Genomic DNA, 17,361 nt, shown 5'->3' with positions numbered 1-17,361 from the left:
CGCTGCATCAATCGTGGGGATGATCCATCGCACAACGATGCTCGGTGGTGCCGAGGTCGACTTGCAGCGTCGCATGCTGCATCGAAAAACGTTCGCGCAGGGTGATGACGATGCTGTCGATCGACTCGTCGCCGGGATGGCCTGCCGGCATCACCAGATGCGCGCTGAGCGCATTGCCGGTAGTCGACAGCGCCCATACATGCAGGTCGTGCACGTCGGTGACACCGGGCTGTCCGGCCAGATAGTCGCGGATAGACTGCAGGTCGACGCCGGGCGGCACGGCATCAAGCGCCATGCGCACCGAATCGCGCAGCAGGCCCCACGTCCCATACACCACCACCGCGACCACGAGCAGGCTCATCACCGGGTCGAGCCACGTCCAGCTGGTGTAGAGAATCACCAGACCGCTGATTGCAACCGCGGCCGAAATGCCGGCGTCCGCGGCCATATGCAGGAAGGCGCCGCGAATGTTCAGGTCTTCCTTCTGGCCGCGCATGAAAAGCCACGCCGAGACGCCGTTCACCACCACGCCGACCGTCGCGACGATGAACACCGCCAGTCCCGCGACCGGCGCCGGGTTCACCAGGCGTCCGATTGCCTCGGCGACGATCACGCCGCACGCGAACAGCAGCAGTGCCGCGTTGGCGAGCGACGCGAGGATCGACGAACTGCCGTAGCCGAATGTATAGCGGGCCGACGGACGGCGCGTGGCGAGCCAGGCTGCGCCCCAGGCGAGCAGCAAGCCGAGCACGTCGGAGAGATTGTGGCCGGCGTCGGCGAGCAGCGCGGTGGAATGCGCGATCACGCCGTAGATGGCTTGAACCACCACGATCGCCACGTTCAGTGCGACGGCGAGTGCGAAAGCGCGGCCGTGGCCGGAGACGGGGGCGTGGGCGTGGTGGTGGGCGGCGTGGCTGCCGTGGTTGTGGCCGCTGTGGTTGTAGCTGGCGTGATTGCCGTGGCTGTGGCCGCTGTCGTTGTGGCTGGCGTGATTGCCGTGGCTCTGCCCGCTGTGGTTGTGGCCGGAGTGATTGCCGTGGCTGTGAGCATCGTCGTCCTCGCGCTCTTCGGCGGCCCGCTTCGGGGTGGCGGTTTTCTTCATGACGGGTCAAGAGGAAATTCGCCGGCCGGCTCAGCCACATGCTCGAGCATGCCGGCCAGCATCGCGCTGATGTGACGGTCGGCGGCAAGATAGAACACCTGCTTGCCCTGCCGTTCCGCGCGCACGATTCGTGCGGCGCGCAACAGCCGCAGATGGTGGCTCACCAGCGACGGCGACAAACCCAGCCCCTGGGCAATCGCGCCGACCGCGCGCCGTTCGTCGACGCACGCGAGCACGATGCGCAAGCGCGTCGGGTCGCCGAGCAACCGGAACAGGTCGGCCAGCGGCACGATCATCTCCACCGGGCGGTGGTCGAAACTGGCTAGCGATATCGTGGAAACCATTGCAGAAAGCGTCGGCGGCGAACATATGAACAATTATTCACATGTTATAGATATCGAGACAACAGGTCAAATCGGAGAACGGCCCGGCGAGTGTGGGAAAATGCAGCGTCCGCCTCACCCGAAATGCCAGCCCTCCGTCATGCAACAAGTATTTGACCGCGCTTTCGCGGCGCATCGTGACGGCCGCCTCGAAGACGCCGAACGCGACTACCGCGCGACGCTCGACGGCAATCCCGTGCACGTCGATGCATTGCACCTGCTGGGCGTCCTGCGCCACCAGCAGGGCCAGCACGCCGAAGCCGCCGAGCTCGTGCGGCGCGCGGTGAACCTGCGCCCGGAAGATGCCGCGCTGCAACTGAACCTCGGCAACGCGCTGAAGGCGCTCGGCCAGATCGACGACGCCATCGAACAGTTCCGCAATGCGCTCACGCTTGCACCGTCCTTCCCGATGGCGCACTACAACCTGGGCAATGCGTACGCCTCGGTGGGCCGTCACGAAGACGCCGCCGACGCCTTCGAGAAATCCTTGCGCCTGCAACCGAACGACGCCTCGTCGCATAACAATCTCGGTAACGCATTGCATGCGCTCGGCCGTCACGCGGAAGCTGTCGCGTCGTTCCAGCGCACGCTCGAATTGCGTCCCGGGCATGCTGGCGCGCTGAACAACATGGGCATGTCGCTGAACGCGCTTGACCGCGCGAACGAGGCGATCCCAAGCTTTCAGGCGGCGCTGGCGGCCGAACCGCGTTTCGTCGCCGCGCATTTTAATCTCGCCAATACGCTCGACGCCACCGGCCGCCACGAAGAAGCTGTCGCCTCGTTCCGGACCGCGCTCGCTTTGCAGCCGAACCTGCCGCCCACCATCTTCGGCCTCGGCAACGCGCTCGCGGCGTTGGGACGCCATGCAGAAGCGCTGCCGTATCTCGAACGCGCGGTCGGCCTCGATCCGCAATTCGCGCTCGCCTGGCTGAGTCTCGGCACAGCGCACCAGGCCTTGGGCGCGCACGCCGCCGCTGTGCGGGCGTTCGATCAGGCGCTGCGCTTGCGCCCCGACCTCGCGTCCGCCCACATGAACCGCGCGCTTGCATGGCTCGCATTGCGCGATTTCGCGCGCGGGCTGCCGGAATACGAATGGCGGCTGCAGACCACCGCGCAACCGGTCATCCAGACGTTGCCGCGTTGGCACGGCGAGCCGATCGAACAACGCACGCTCCTGATCCACGCCGAGCAGGGTTTCGGCGACACGCTGCAATTCGTGCGCTTTGTGCCACTGGCCGCGCAGCGGGCGGCGCGCGTCGTGCTCGAAGTGCAGCCGCAATTGCTGCCGCTGCTTGCACCGGCCGCGCAAGCCTGGCGCGTGACGCTGATTGCCCAGGGTGCACCGCGTCCAGTGGCGGATCTGCAATGCCCGCTACTCAGCTTACCGCTCGCGCTCGGCACAACCTGCGACACGATCCCCGCCCGCACGCCTTATCTCGGCGCGCCGCCGGCTTATGGCCGCAAATGGCGCGGCTCGCTCGGCGGTCAAGCGAAGCGCAAGGTTGGCATCGCGTGGTCAGGACGCCTCCAGAAAAACGAAACCCGTTCGATGCCGCTCGCGGCGCTCGCTCCGCTGTTCGCGCTCGAAGGGATCGACTGGATCGTGCTGCAACCCGAACTCAGCGCCGAGGAACGCGCGGCGCTCGACGCGCATCCGCGTGCGGCGTCGATTCATCGCTTCGATCAACGGATCGGCGATTTCGCGGATACCGCGGCGATCATCGAACGACTCGACGCGGTTGTGTCGATCGACACCTCGATCGCTCACCTGGCTGGCGCGCTGAGAAAGCCGCTGTGGCTGATGCTGCCGTTCGCCGCGGATTGGCGCTGGTTCATCGGCGAGATGCGCAGCCCGTGGTATCCGGGCGCAACGCTGCTGCGCCAGCCGCAACCGGGCGCGTGGGGCGACGTGGTGGAGGCGGTGGCGAATGAATTGCGCGGGGGCTAACTGGGGCGGCGTTGGCGACATCCATTGCAGCAACGTAGTGAAGGCCGTGGCGGACGAATTGCGCCGCGGCTAACCGGGGCGGCGTTGGCGACATCCATTGCAGCAACGTAGTGAAGGCGGTGGCGGACGAATTGCGCCGCGGCTAACCGGTCCGGCGTTGGCGACATCTATTGCAGCAACGTAGTGGACGCCGTGGCGGACGAATTGCGCCGCGGCTAACCGGGGCGGCGTTGGCGACATCCATTGCAGCAACGTAGTGAAGGCCGTGGCGGACGAATTGCGCCGCGGCTAACCGGGGCGGCGTTGGCGACACATCCTTTGCAGCAACGTAGTGGACGCCGTGGCGGACGAATTACGCCGCGGCTAACCGGTCCGGCGTTCCCGAAATCCGTCAAAAAGGCGGCGCCCCACGAAAAAACCCCGCGCTCGTAAGAACGCGGGGTTTTAGTTTGTCCGGATGAACGGTGAGCTTTAACCTTGCCCTTAAGCCGTTCGATACTGATCGCGCGATTCCGGCGTGCGATACAGCACCAGCGTCGCGATCAGCCCGCAGATCGCCGCCACGCCGAGGAACAGGCCCGGTGCGGCCTTGTTGCCGGTGGTGTGAATCAGCAGCGTCGAGATGGCCGGCGTGAAGCCGCCAATCGTCGTAGCAAGGCTGTAGGCCAGCGAGAAACCGGCAGTCCGCACTTCGACCGGCATCACTTCGGTCAGCGCCACCACCATCGCGCCGTTGTAGCTGCCGTACAGGAACGACAACCACAGTTCGACCGCCAGAAGGCGAGCGAACGACGGCTCGGCGACCAGCCATTGCAGCGCCGGATATGCGGTGACGATCGTCAGGATCGTAAAGGCCAGCAGCACGGGACGGCGGCCGATACGGTCCGACAACGCGCCCGCGAGTGGCAGCCAGACCAGATTCGACAGACCGATACAGACAGTGACCACAAGCGTATCGATCGACGACAGCTTCAGTACTTCCTTGCCGAAGGTCGGGGTATAGGCCGTGATCATGTAGAACGACACGGTGGTCATGATCACCATGCCCATGCCACCCAGCACGATGCCCCAGTTCGCGGCCATCGTCTTCATGATCTCGCCCATGCTCGGATGATGCTTGCGCGCCTTGAATTCCTCGGTTTCCTGCAACGAACGGCGAATCAGGAACAGGAACGGCACGATCAGGCAGCCGATCAGGAACGGCACGCGCCAGCCCCAGGCCGTCATCTGGTCAGCCGGCAACCACTTGTTCAGGAACACGCCGATCAGCGCGGCGAACACCACGGCAACCTGCTGGCTGCCCGACTGCCACGCGCAGTAGAAGCCCTTGTTGCCCTTGGTGGCGATCTCCGACAGATACACCGACACGCCGCCCAGTTCGACCCCGGCGGAGAAGCCTTGCAGCAATCGGCCGAACAGCACCAGCGCCGGCGCAAGGACGCCGATGGTCGCGTAGCCCGGAATAGCGGCGACCGTGAGGGTGCCGAGCGCCATCAGCCCGAGTGTGAGGATCAGGCCTTTGCGCCGGCCGTGATGATCGATGTAGGCGCCGAGCACGATCGCGCCGAGCGGCCGCATCAGGAAACCCGCGCCGAATACCGACAACGACAGCATCAGCGAGGCGAATTCGTTGCCGCTCGGGAAATAGGTCTTGGCAATCGCGGACGCGTAATAGCCGTAGACCATGAAGTCGTACATCTCAAGAAAGTTGCCGCTGACCACGCGGAAAACTGTCTTGACCTTGGATTCTGCGGAGGAGGAAGTGGCGTGTGACGCAGTAGACATGACATTCTCTGATAAGCCCGTCGCCACGATGACAGGCGGCGCTCAGGCAGTTGAAACGATCCACCGCGCTTGGCAAGCGGATGCCACAGGCAATAGGGTAGACGTAGAACGCGCCGGGGGCGCGGCATTGTCATGCTGAACGCATTCGCCCGGTACCAGGGTAAACGTTGTGAAACAGCCGAAGCCCGCAACACGTAATGTTACCGTTCAAGATACTGCCGCGCATTCCATACGGTTTCATTACAGACAACCGCGCTATACCCTTGCGATAAACTTTTTGCAGACAGGCAATTCCCGTTGACCACCATCCCGATGCAAACCTCCCACGCACTTTCGCTGCGCCCCGCGACGCTCGCGGATGCAGCACTGATCGCCTCGATTCACAGCACCAGCTGGCAGGCCACCTATCGCGGCCTGTTGCCCGATGCATTCCTCGACGGCGACGTGATGCAGGAGCGCGCCGCCTATTGGGAAGCACGCCTGCGCGCACCGGGCGGCGAGCGTCGGATCGTCCTGATCGCCGAGCTCGCGGGCGAGCCGATCGGTTTCGTCTGCGTCGAACGGCAACCGGAGTCCGCGTGGGGTGTGCTGCTCGACAACCTGCATGCGCTGCCGGGACATCAGGGCATCGGCGCGGGCAAGCTGTTGATGTGTGCAGCCGAGGATTGGGCTCGCGCGCAAGGAGAGACGCAGTTGTATCTTTACGTGCTCGAAGGCAACACACCGGCGATCGGCTTTTATGAGAAACAAGGCTGGCAGTTCGTCGGCGCCGAGCCGGATCATATGGGCGGCGTGGATATTACTGCATTGCGCTATGTGTACCGGCTGGATCGATGACGCAAGCATGCCTCGCTTGATCTTCGTCCAAAGCGGGGCCGAAATCTGGCCCGGTTGGCGCTTCTTTTTCGGACCATTCCGATCGTTAGTTCAGCCACTTCCGGGCATCATCTTCCGCATCCCGATGGCTTCACAGTGACCGCTCATGCGGCGGCGTGCTCGACCTGAGAACGACGTCTCCGTCTTGCTTTGTGGACGGATTTTTCGAACGCATCGCGCTGAAGCCAGAGCCCCCAGAGCCGCCTGTCCGCGGCCCCTTTACGAGGCGCTGCGAAGAAACCGATGTCGACCACTATCCCCCTCACGCTGATCGAAGGCTCCATGGCGCTGCCGAGTCTGTCGCCACTGTGCCGCCTGCTTCCCCCGCCATTCGGCCGCGATTGGTCTCTGCTGCCTCCCGGCCACAGTTTGCGCGCTGAACTCAAGACGCTCTATGCAGCCGTGTTACGTACCTTTTGTCTGAATGCGGAAGCCATCCGCGCGCTCTGCCAGTGGGAGTCGTTGCGCAGGCCGCCGGCTGCGTCCTCAGGGTTCGCGTCGCGTGCTCACTCGACAAGTGTTGTCGACGGATTGGTTGGCGGATCGGTTGGCGGATCGGTTGGCGGATTGATCGCCGGATCGGTTGATGCATCGGTTGACGGATCATTGCGTACGGTCGCCGAAGCCGCACCTTTCTCGCCGGTTAGTGCACCAGGAGTGCCGGCCTCGCCACGCGGCGGGTCGAGGCATTGGGGTGCGCTAGCGGGCGGTGCTTGCGCACTCGGCGGCGCCGCGATCCTTGCCTGGATCGCAGTCGGTCATCTGGCGCAGCGTCACACGATTGGCGAGGTCAAAACAGCGAGCAAGGTCCCGGTCCGTCAGGAAGCCCAGTTGGCGAACCATCACTCGCCCGATGCCGCTGCCACGCCTTACGCAACCGATAATGACCGCGCAGCGGCGCGTGAAGTTTTGCCGAACGCGCTTGCAACCGCTCCGCTACGCGATCTCACTACAAGTCCTGCCTCAGAAATCGTCACGCCAGCCAAAGCAACGCAGGCGCGTGCCACAACCGGCAAGAACGTATCTCGTCGCCGGGACAGGCAACGCGAAGGCGCGGCGATCCAACATGAAAGACGCGACCGCAATTCGCGCACCGCCATCGCAGCGAACTTGTCACCGCAACTGCCGCCGCAGTTGCCACATGCGTCGCCGATGAACTACGAAGGGTCGCAGATTGCCGTGTCGGCAAACGCTCACCGAACGTCACCGAAACCATCGTCCGCCGGTCCTTACTCGCCACTCGCGCCATCGCAACTCGGCACCGACGACTACGCGTCGATGAGCATGTCAGCTGGCACACACCTGCGCAATATTGCGCCGCCGTCACGCCCTGCGGCGTCGGTCAATTCGACCGGAATCAGTGGGACTGAATGGATCAATCACATGTCGCAACGTCGTGTGACCGAAGATCCCGATCAGTTCGCGAAGTAAGCGCGTCGGTATCACAGTATCGGCGCGCAAAAAAACAAAACCCCACGCTCCGAAAAATGTGGGGTTGGTCTGAAGCCCGAACCCGGCCACGAAAAACGCCGAGATTTTTCGCGCTCATGCGCTACTTCTGCGTTGGCAATCCGAACTCCGTTTGGCGCTGCAACTGCATCACTTCACCCTGCACCTGACGCAACTGCGCCTGCGCCTTTTCCTTCTCCGCATGCAGCGCGGCCGCTTCGCCTTGCGTCTGCCGCTGGTAGTCGTTGACCTTGGCCTGCTGCGTACGCGCGACGTCGAGATCGGCCTGCAGCCGTTTCGCGCGATCTTCCGACAACGCGATGATGTCTTCGATATACGCCTTCTGCGCCTGCAACTGCGTGCGGCGAATCTCGACGTCCGCGAGTTGCGCCGTCTGCTGGACGAAGCCGGCATAGACCGCTTCGGCACGAGCCGTGTCCTGCGATTCGATCACGCGCCAGAAATGCTTGTCCTGAAACAGCGCGACGTAGTACGTCATTTCCTGCGGATAGAAAAACAGACTCGCGCCATAACTGCCGTTATACGTGGTGCGTAATTCGCTCAGCTTCGCGTCGTGAATCATCTGCATCAGTTCGGCGACGTTGCCTTGCGCGTCGCTCGCGCTAGCCGGCGTGCTTGATGCCGCATTGCGCAGCGCGGCGGCGACCGGTTGCGGCGTTAGCGTGTTCATGGCCGGCCGCGTGCCAACTAGAGGTGCGGCCTCGTCGCTCTGCGCTGCCAGCACAAGACCACCATGCTGCAGCAGCGCGCACGAGGCCGCGAGCAGCATGGCGCGCCGTACAATTAAGGGGTACTTCATACGTGCATGCTCCATGCAAATCCAAAACAGCCGCAGATTATCGCGCGGATTAGCTGTGAAGCGAAGCATTCAAGTGTCGCGCTGACGGACTTTAAATCGAGATAAATCGATAACGAACGATTTGGCCGGATGCACGCACTCGTCGCGAAATAAAAAATTTCAGATAAGACAAAAACGCAACAATCCGACTCATGCAGACGTTTCCCAATCTGCATGGCGCTCGCGCGAATGCAACATCGGGCAGGGTGGAATTTTCGAGACAAGCAGCCAAATAAGTAGATCGCTCGACCTGCGCATTATTCATTTCGCACAAGCGCGATGAAGCGAGGACCGCTTCAGATATGCCGGAAGTATCGCGAGGCGAATTCTCGGGTGACTTGCGCAACCTGGTCGATATCCCACTCGCCATCCCGACTTTCTTGATAACGCTGGATAAATCTTGATGCCGCGCCGCCGAAGACCGGCAACGACCAGATGGCGCCCCGACAGAGAAGCGAAGAGGAAAGAAACGCCAGAGCGGGGGAAAAAACAGCGCACGAGGCGCGTCTCAGAAAAAAACGGCAACGCCTCGCAAGAATCGGGTTTGAAAGACCAAAACTCGAAAGCGCGGTTTTAAGGCCGCAGCCTTAAAACCGCGTTTCGCGCGCCACCCGCAAGAAGGTATCGAGCAACGGCGTGCAATCGAGCAACTCCGGACCGCCGGCACGATGAAACTCCGGGTGCCATTGCACACCCATCACGAACGGCGCGCGCCGATAGCGCACAGCCTCGATGATGCCGTCCGATGCCGACACCGCCTCGATATTCAGATCGCGGCCGAGCGTCTTGACTGCCTGATGGTGAATCGAGTTGACGATCGCCTCGCGCCGGCCCGGAAACATATTGACCAACGTCGAGCCGTCCGGGAAGTGAATGCCGTGCCGATGCTGATCGTAGTGCTCGTTGACGTGCGCGCCAGCAGTCGGCACTTCGGTGGCGATGTCCTGGTACAAGCTGCCGCCGAACGCCACGTTGATCAGCTGGCAGCCGCGGCACACGCCGAGCACCGGCTTGCCCGACTCGATGAACTCATGCAGCAGTTCGAGTTCGTACATGTCGCGCACACGGTCACCCGGCCACTCGGGGCTTGTCGCCTGCTCCGCGTACGACTGCGGCGAAACGTCCGCGCCGCCTTGCAGCAGCAGACCGTCGAGATGCTTCGCATAGTCGCGCAGACGGATATTGCTCGGGTGCAGCATGCCCTGATGGCCGACCGTCGGAATCATGAACACCAGCACATCGCGCGACATTACCCAGTGCGCGATCGACTCCTCGAGATATTGCAGCGTTTTGCCGCGCAACCCCTTCGCGCCCGGCTCCGGGTGAAAGATGCGCGCTGATACGCCGATGCGCAATGTGCGCTGCGTGATCCGTTGACCGGCGCGATCGAACAGCTGACGCGCGCGCGCCGCGATGATGCGGCCGAACACGGTCCACGCCGAATCGTTTTGCTTCAGATAGCGCGGCGGCGACGGCGGCAAAGCGTTCGGCGGTGGCGGGTTCGTCGCGGTGAAGTCGGGCGCGGCGCCGAAGCCCGGCGGCGGCGAGCCAGCCGGGCGACTGGCCGCGGCGGCTTCTTGCGCTTTTTCCGTGACGGTGGCCTCGTCAACCGACACGCTCAAGCCGCCGGCGAGCGGTTCGCTGCTTTCGAGCGTAGCTGGACGCGGGGCTTGAACCCTGGCGGCATGTCCCGCTCTAGCTGCCTCGCGCTCGTGGACTGCGGCCTCCTGCTGTGCGGTCGACGCGGCCGCCGCAGTGCGCGCTTCGGCGGCGTCGCGTTGCCGCGCCATTTGCGCGTCCGTGGGCGTAACGGTAGACGCGCTCTGCGGGTCGTCGGTCGACGATCTTACGGCCGCCTCTTCGGCAGCAGGCGATGCACTTGACGCAGCAGGGACGTTAGCCGACGAATCTCCCGGCAAAGCGGTCGAGCGTGGCGTGCCGGACCCCGTCGGCGTAGCGGTCGTGCCTGGCGTCGCCGAAGGCGACGCTGGGCCGCCGGGCTTGCCGGCGTTTTCAGGTTTGTTTTCGCTCATGACAGTCAGTCAGGCGCCTTCCACGCGAACGAATGAATATGCCCTGATTATCCGCTAGCGGGGCAAGCCCCGCAAACCCGCACACAATTGCTCACATTGTTGCGGCTCAAGGCACAGCGCCGTCAAACTTAGGGATCCGGTTGTTCTTCGAAAGTTTCGCGCAGGGCGATCTGCATCGCCGCGTGGATTTTCACGCACCAGCGCCAGACCAACGCCAGCAACACCGCGGCGCAGATCAGCACCACGGTCAGGAGGCCCGTCGGCGGCAAGATGCTGCCGGAGAGCGCCGCGACCAGCAAAAACACGCCAACCATCGAAACCACCGGCACCAGGTCGGAAATCGCGTAACGGATTGCACTGGTGAAGCGTCCCGCTGTCGCCGGCTGCACGCTCACCTCGGCGAGCAATAGCGCAAGCGACTTGGTCTTGCGATAGACCGCCACCAGAAACGGCATCGACAGCACCAGCGCGATACTCCACAGCACCACGCGCCGCATCGGCTCGGAACTTATCCAGTGCGCGAGCCAGGTGCTGCTGTACGGCGCGCTATACGATACGATCAGAAAAATCGCCGCGACCAGCGCGAGATTGACGGCGATCTGCAAAATGATCCGCCGCGTCATGCTGAACAGCGTCGGTTCACCGGTTTCGGTGCTCAGGCTGCGCAGCCACTGCCCGTACATACCGAAGCCGTTAGCGAGCGTGCGTGGCATCGCCTGACCAAGACGCTGCGTCAGCGGGTCGGCGGCGCGAATCAGGTAGGGCGTGAAAAGCGTGGTCAAGGCGGAGACAGCCACCGCGATCGGATACAGAAACGCGCTCGTCACCTTCAAGGTCAAGCCGAGCGACGCGATGATGAACGAGAACTCGCCGATCTGCGAAACGGTCATGCCGACCCGCATCGCCGTGCGCCCATCCTTGCCGGCCAGAAACGTGCCGAGTCCGCACGAAACGATCTTGCCGACGATCACCGCCACCGTGATCACCGCGATCGGCCACGCGTAGTCGACCAGCACGGCCGGGTTCAGCATCAAGCCGATCGTCACGAAGAAGATCGCGGAGAAGGCGTCGCGCAGCGGCGCGATCAGATGCTCGATCCGATGCAGATGGCGCGACTCGGCCATGATCGCGCCGATCAGGAACGCGCCGAGCGCAATGCTGTAATCGAGCTTCACCACCAGCAGACAGAAGCCGAAGCAGAAGCCGAGCACCGACACCAGCAGCATTTCGTCGCTCCTGGCGCGGGCCACGTAGTTCAACGCACGCGGCACGACCAGAATGCCGACCACCAGCGACACCGTCATGAAGAGCAGCAGCTTGCCGAGCGTCACCACGGCGACACCCGCGCTCAACTCGCCTGTCTGCGCAATGCCGGTGAGCAGCACGAGCATCGCGATGGCGAGAATGTCTTCGACGATCAGAATCCCGAACACCAGTTGCGCAAAGCTCTCGCGCTTCAGGCCCAACTCGGACAGCGCCTTGACGATGATGGTCGTCGACGAGATCGCGAGAATCGCGCCGAGGAACAGCGAGTCCATCGAACTCCAGCCGAACGCGCTGCCGATCTCGTAACCGATCCACAGCATCAGCACGATCTCGGAAAGCGCCGCGACGATCGCCGTCGCGCCCACTTTGAACAGCTTGCGCAGGCTGAATTCGAGCCCGAGCGAAAACATCAGGAACACCACCCCAAGTTCGCCGAGCGTCTGGATGGTCTGCTCGTCGTGGATCAGCTGGAACGGTGGCGTGTACGGCCCGATGATCACGCCCGCGGCGATGTAGCCCAACACCACCGGCTGTTTCAGGCGATGGAACAGCACGGTGACGACGCCGGCGAGCGCCATCACGACCGCCAGATCCTGAATGAAGCCGATGCCGTGATACATGAATGCTTACCTTACAAAAAGTAATGTCTCAAAAACGCAGTGTAACGCACGGGGGTGACGCGCCGAATCCGCAAACGTCGAAAGGGCGTGGAATTGGCTGGAGCACAAGCCGCACGTCTTAAGGCCCAGCCGAAACTTTTTGACACGCTGGACACCTGTGAAATATCACAATAATATTTGCTGCATATTTTCTTGGGAGTCGAGTGATGCAGCAGGTGTCCTTCAATGTTGTAGATCGTTCCGGCGACAGTCGCGCCGATATCGTCGAAGTGAATCGTCTGACGATCGCCGGCTGGGCCGGGCGCGACCAGGCGGCGATCGAGCATCACATCGCCGAACTGGCCGAACTCGGCGTGAAGCGGCCGTCGACCACACCCTGCTTCTACCGCCTCGGCGCCGAGCTGCTGACGCAGGCCGGGCAGATCGACGTGGTCGGCGTGAAATCCAGCGGCGAAGCGGAGTGCGTGCTGGTGCGCTCGAAGGTGGGATTGCTCGTCACCGTCGGCTCCGACCATACCGACCGCGAAGTCGAGGCTTACGGCGTCACCGTGTCCAAGCAGGTCTGCCCGAAACCGGTCGCCCGCGACGCCTGGCGTTTCGACGATGTCGCCGGTCACTGGGATCAGCTTGAACTGCGCGCCTTCGCTGTGACAAACAACGGCGAGCGGCGCATTTATCAGCAAGGCAGCGTCGCCTCGCTGCTGCCGGCAGCGGATCTGCTGGAGCGCGCGCCCGTCGCCGAGGGCGCCGCGATGTTCTGCGGCACGCTGGCTGTACAAGGCGGGATCGTCGGCATGGCCGACGGCGACGCGCTCGAACTCGAACTGCACGACCCCATCCTGAACCGCACGCTGCGCCACGCCTACCGCGTACACGCGCTACCTATCGTCGAATGAGGCACGCATGATTCCCCCTTCGCTCTCCGCCAACGCCGACGCGTCTTCCGACGCGTGGCTCGAAGCCGCCGCGCTGCGCAAGATCACCTGGCGCATCATGCCGTTCCTGTTTCTCGTCTATGTGCTGTCGTACCTGGACCGGGTCAACATCGGTTATGCGAAGCTGCAGTTCACCGGCGACCTCGGCCTCTCGAACGCGGCGTACGGACTCGGTGCGGGGATTTTTTTCTTTGGCTATTTCGTCTTCGAAGTGCCGAGCAATCTGCTGCTGAAGAAGTTCGGCGCGCGCGCCACCATCGCCCGCATCACGATGCTGTGGGGACTGCTGTCGTGTCTGATGATGTTCGTGCGCTCGGAAACGATGTTCTACGTGCTGCGCTTTTTCCTCGGCGTCGCCGAGGCCGGGCTGGTGCCGGGCGTGGTGCTGTATCTGACCTTCTGGTTTCCGTCCGACCGGCGCGCGCGGATGGTCGCCGTGTTCATGGCGGCGATTCCGGTGGCGGGCATCATCGGCGCGCCATTGTCGGGCTTTCTGATGTCGGCGCTGCATGAAGCGCACGGCTTGCGCGGCTGGCAGTGGATGTTCCTCATCGAAGGCATTCCGTCGATTCTCGCCGGGTTCTGGGCGCTCGCCGTGTTGCGCAACACGCCCGCCGAAGCCGCCTGGCTCACCGACGACGAAAAGCGCGTGATCCTCGGCCGGCTGTCGCGCGAAAACTCCGCGGCAGCGGCGGCCGGCGCTGAACACAGCCTCGCGGTTGCCTTGCGCTCGGGCCGCTTCTGGCTCCTGACGCTGATCTACTTTTGCCTCGTCACCGGCAACGCGGGCTTCTCGTTCTGGCTGCCGCAGATCGTCAAGGACCTCGGCGTCACCAATCTCGTCACGAACGGCTTTGTTACCGCGATTCCTTATCTGGCGGCGGGCATCGGCATGATCCTGATCGGCCGCTCGTCGGATATCACCGGCGAACGGCGCTGGCACTATGCCGTGTGCTGCTTCATTGGCGCGGCGGGTTTGCTCGGCAGCGCCTCGGTTACCAATTCGATTCCGTTCGCCGTTACCGGTTTGTCGATCGCGTACATCGGCATTCTGGCGGGCTTCGGCATTTTCTGGTCGATGTCCACCACGTTCCTGCAGGGCACCGCGGCCGTCGCCGGCATTGCCGTGATCAACTCGATTGCGAACCTGGCCGGGTATGTGAGCCCGTATGTGCTTGGCATCGTCAAGGATGCGACGCATAGCGTGACGTTCGGGCTGGTGCTGATCGCGGGCGCGTTGATCGTCGGCGGGTTGGTCACGTTGATGATGCCGCGTGTGAATGTGCAGCACGCTGGGGCGGTGACGCCTAGCAGCGCCTGATTTGCAGTGGTTGCCGTAGTCGCTGTGGTTGCCGTAGTCGCTGTGGTTGCCGTAGTCGCTGTGGTTGCCGTAGTTGCTGTGGTTGCTGTGGTTGCTGTGGTTGCTGTGGTTGCTGTGGTTGCTGTGGTTGCTGTGGTTGCTGTGGTTGCTGTGGTTGCCGTAGTTGCTGTGGTTGCCGTAGTTGCTGTGATTGCCGTAGTTGCTGTGATTGCCGTAGTTGCTGTGATTGCCGTAGTTGCTGTGATTGCCGTAGTTGCTGTGATTGCCGTAGTTGCTGTGATTGCCGTAGTTGCTGTGATTGCGTGGTTGCCTGCTTGCGTGATTGCCTAGTTGCCATTGCGCACGGACAGCGTCCGGTGAGCAACCGTCCGCCACACGTCGTCCGCACAAAACCTTGCTCTACAATGCGGACGACACCGCCCGCTTCCTCTTCACATGACGCTTTTGCAGACTGCCCGCCGTTCCAGTGCCCCTCGCGAGACCTCCACAGCGAGTCTCGCCGAACAAGCCTATGCGTTCGTCAAGCGCGAGATCATTACGATGCGCTTGCGTCCAAGCGAGGTGCTCAACGAAGCCGAATTGATGGTGCTGACCGGCATCGGCAGAACGCCGGTGCATCAGGCGCTGCACCGGCTGGTGCACGAAGGCATGCTCACCATCATGCCGAGAAAGGGCATCATGGTTCGCCCGGTTTCGCTCGACGATGTGCTGGCGATCATCGACGTGCGGCTCGTCAACGAAAGCTACTGCGTCGAGCTGGCCGCGCGCCACGCGCAGCAGCACGATTTCGAGGCGATGCAGGCACTCCTCGACCGCTCGTCGGTATGCGCGGCCGCGCACGATATCGAAGGCATGATGGATATCGACCGCGAATTTCATCTGGCGATTTCGGCGGCGTCGCGCAATCCGGTGCTGGCCGACATTCTGCGCGGGCTGCATGAACGCTCGCTGCGCTTCTGGTTCATTTCGCTGTCCGAGCCGCATCATCTCGAAGACGTGCACGAAGAACATCTGGAGCTGTTTCGCCTGCTGCGCGAACGCGATGCCGAAGGCGCGCGGCAATCGGTGCAAAAACATATCGAAGCGTTCCGCGCGACGCTGTTCAACCGCATTTGACCGGCCGCATTTGAGCCAATGCCCCTGATCGACCGCATCTGAGCCAACGCAACTTATCGACCGCCTCTCAGCCAACGCAACTCATCGAACGCGTAATCTTCCACAGTTAATCGCCTTTAACCGGCTTCGCTCTGTTCAACCGGATTCTTCCAGACACCGACACCATGGCCACTGAATTCACGCCCTTCCCGCCGCTAGCCCAGCTTGCCGCCGACCTCGCCGCCGGCCGCACCACGAGCCGCGCGCTCGTCGAAACCGCGCTCGAACGGATTGCCGATCCGGCCGGCCAGGGGGCGGTTGCCTTCATGCACGTCGACGCCGACAGCGCTCGCGCCGCCGCCGATGCGCACGACCGCCTGCGCGCCGCCGGCACCGTCCTCTCGCCGCTCGCCGGGATTCCGGTGTCGGTCAAGGATCTGTTCGATATCGAAGGCCAGCCGACGCGCGCCGGTTCCGTGGTGCTCGCCGATGCGCCGCCCGCCAAGGCGGACGCCGTCGCAGTCGCGCGCCTGAAACGGGCGGGCGCGGTGATTGTCGGGCGCACCAACATGAGCGAGTTCGCGTTTTCCGGACTGGGCCTGAACCCGCACTACGGGCATCCGCTGTCGCCGTACCGGCGCGGCGTGAAGGGCGACGAGCGGATTTCGGGCGGTTCGTCGTCGGGTGCGGCGGCCTCGGTCGCGGACGGCATGGCGGCCATCGCGCTCGGTACCGACACCGGTGGTTCGATCCGCATTCCGGCGGCGCTGTGCGGCCTGACCGGCTTCAAGCCGACCGCCGACCGCATCCCGAAACAAGGCGGCGTGCCGCTCTCTCCGACACTCGACTCGTTCGGGCCGATCGGTGTCTCGGTGGCGTGCTGCGCGCTGGTCGACCGGATGCTGGCCGGGCTGGAACCGCGTATCCCGGCACGCCGGCCGCTCGAGGGCGTGCGCCTTGGCGTCCTGACCAATTTCGTGACGGACGGCGTCGAACCGGCGGTCGCTGCCGCGATCGACACGGCGCTCAAGCACCTCGAAGCAGCCGGTGCGATCGTCAGCGAAGTGCGTTTCGCGCCGCTCGACCGTTTGCCCGAGATCAACCGCTTCGGCTTTTCGCCGATCGAAGCGTATGCATGGCACCGTCCGCTGCTGGAGAAGCACCGCGAGCAGTACGATCCGCGCGTGCTGGTGCGCATCCTGAAAGGCCAACCCGCCAGCGCCGCCGACTATCTGGACCTGGTCGCCGAACGCCAGGCCATGCTTGATGAAGCCGCGCGCACGCTGTGGCAGCGCTTCGACGCGGTGGTCGCGCCGACCGTACCGGTCGTGCCGCCGCGGGTGGCCGATCTGATCGACGACGACGCCTTTGGCCGCACCAACGCGCTGATCCTGCGCAATCCCAGCGTATTCAACTTCCTCGACACCTGCGCGCTGTCGCTGCCTTGCCATTTGCGCGGCGACGCGCCGGTCGGCCTGATGCTGGCAGGCGCGCCACACGCCGACGACGCCTTGCTGGCGATCGGCCGCGCCGCCGAAGCGGTGCTCAACGCGATTCGCTGATTGGGAACGACGGTTGCGGCGTGGCGAACTGATCGGCGCATGAACGGTGACTAAGTGGCAAATCAGAGGCAACCACACGACAGGCGGGTGGCAACTATGCGGCAACCAAGCAACAGACACACGCCAA

At 63.5% G+C, this 17,361-nt stretch carries 14 protein-coding genes; 8 read left to right on the top strand and 6 right to left on the bottom strand.

The window, feature by feature from the left end:
* Window positions 1-7: 7 nt before the first annotated feature.
* Both P0D84_RS04365 and P0D84_RS04360 read right to left on the bottom strand, forming a co-directional pair.
* Entirely contained in the window at window positions 8-1,102 is a 1,095-nt protein-coding gene (locus tag P0D84_RS04365; RefSeq protein ID WP_408332759.1) for a cation diffusion facilitator family transporter, read from the bottom strand.
* Window positions 1,099-1,446 (bottom strand): ArsR/SmtB family transcription factor, encoded by a 348-nt coding sequence (locus P0D84_RS04360; protein ID WP_408332757.1) that lies wholly within the window; start codon window positions 1,444-1,446, stop codon window positions 1,099-1,101. Before P0D84_RS04360 ends, P0D84_RS04365 begins: the two co-directional genes overlap by 4 nt.
* 139 nt (window positions 1,447-1,585) lie before the next feature.
* On the opposite strand from P0D84_RS04360, the gene P0D84_RS04355 reads away from it, so the two are divergent.
* Entirely contained in the window at window positions 1,586-3,433 is a 1,848-nt protein-coding gene (locus tag P0D84_RS04355; protein ID WP_408332755.1) for a tetratricopeptide repeat protein, read from the top strand.
* A 483-nt stretch (window positions 3,434-3,916) separates the two neighbouring features.
* Here P0D84_RS04355 and P0D84_RS04350 read toward each other — a convergent pair whose 3' ends face one another.
* The gene (locus P0D84_RS04350; RefSeq protein ID WP_408332753.1) at window positions 3,917-5,218 is read right to left on the bottom strand and encodes an MFS transporter; all 1,302 of its coding nucleotides are present in this window, start codon (window positions 5,216-5,218) and stop codon (window positions 3,917-3,919) included.
* A gap of 312 nt (window positions 5,219-5,530) precedes the next feature.
* On the opposite strand from P0D84_RS04350, the gene P0D84_RS04345 reads away from it, so the two are divergent.
* Window positions 5,531-6,055: a GNAT family N-acetyltransferase gene (locus P0D84_RS04345; protein WP_408339669.1), complete on the top strand. Its 525-nt coding sequence runs from the start codon at window positions 5,531-5,533 to the stop codon at window positions 6,053-6,055.
* 282 nt (window positions 6,056-6,337) lie between these two features.
* Window positions 6,338-7,525: a hypothetical protein gene (locus P0D84_RS04340; RefSeq protein ID WP_408332752.1), complete on the top strand. Its 1,188-nt coding sequence runs from the start codon at window positions 6,338-6,340 to the stop codon at window positions 7,523-7,525.
* Between the two features lie 121 nt (window positions 7,526-7,646).
* Here the strand turns inward: P0D84_RS04340 and P0D84_RS04335 are convergent, their stop codons facing one another.
* The 3 genes from P0D84_RS04335 to P0D84_RS04325 form a co-directional block, all read right to left on the bottom strand.
* Window positions 7,647-8,363, bottom strand: coding sequence for a DUF2968 domain-containing protein (locus tag P0D84_RS04335; RefSeq protein WP_408332750.1), 717 nt, complete (start codon window positions 8,361-8,363; stop codon window positions 7,647-7,649).
* Between the two features lie 626 nt (window positions 8,364-8,989).
* Window positions 8,990-10,435, bottom strand: a complete 1,446-nt coding sequence (locus P0D84_RS04330; protein ID WP_408332748.1) for a gamma-glutamyl-gamma-aminobutyrate hydrolase family protein — start codon at window positions 10,433-10,435, stop codon at window positions 8,990-8,992.
* Between the two features lie 128 nt (window positions 10,436-10,563).
* A complete protein-coding gene (locus tag P0D84_RS04325) occupies window positions 10,564-12,321 on the bottom strand; it encodes a cation:proton antiporter (protein ID WP_408332746.1) in 1,758 nt (585 codons plus the stop codon).
* A gap of 206 nt (window positions 12,322-12,527) precedes the next feature.
* On the opposite strand from P0D84_RS04325, the gene P0D84_RS04320 reads away from it, so the two are divergent.
* The 5 genes from P0D84_RS04320 (at window position 12,528) to P0D84_RS04300 (ending at window position 17,234) form a co-directional block, all read left to right on the top strand.
* Entirely contained in the window at window positions 12,528-13,217 is a 690-nt protein-coding gene (locus P0D84_RS04320; RefSeq protein ID WP_408339666.1) for a DUF2848 domain-containing protein, read from the top strand.
* A gap of 7 nt (window positions 13,218-13,224) precedes the next feature.
* A complete protein-coding gene (locus tag P0D84_RS04315) occupies window positions 13,225-14,577 on the top strand; it encodes an MFS transporter (RefSeq protein WP_408332744.1) in 1,353 nt (450 codons plus the stop codon).
* Window positions 14,578-14,583: 6 nt separating this feature from the next.
* Window positions 14,584-14,907 (top strand): hypothetical protein, encoded by a 324-nt coding sequence (locus P0D84_RS04310; RefSeq protein WP_408332742.1) that lies wholly within the window; start codon window positions 14,584-14,586, stop codon window positions 14,905-14,907.
* 105 nt (window positions 14,908-15,012) lie between these two features.
* Complete coding sequence (locus tag P0D84_RS04305) at window positions 15,013-15,693, top strand: GntR family transcriptional regulator (RefSeq protein WP_408332740.1); 681 nt, start codon at window positions 15,013-15,015, stop codon at window positions 15,691-15,693.
* Between the two features lie 164 nt (window positions 15,694-15,857).
* Window positions 15,858-17,234 (top strand): amidase, encoded by a 1,377-nt coding sequence (locus P0D84_RS04300; protein WP_408332738.1) that lies wholly within the window; start codon window positions 15,858-15,860, stop codon window positions 17,232-17,234.
* Window positions 17,235-17,361 lie beyond the last annotated feature (127 nt).

Source organism: Paraburkholderia sp. RL17-337-BIB-A (assembly GCF_046025895.1).
Taxonomy (GTDB): domain Bacteria; phylum Pseudomonadota; class Gammaproteobacteria; order Burkholderiales; family Burkholderiaceae; genus Paraburkholderia; species Paraburkholderia fungorum_C.
The sequence above is the reverse complement of the archived record's forward strand: the minus strand, read 5'-3'. Positions and strand labels throughout refer to the sequence as shown.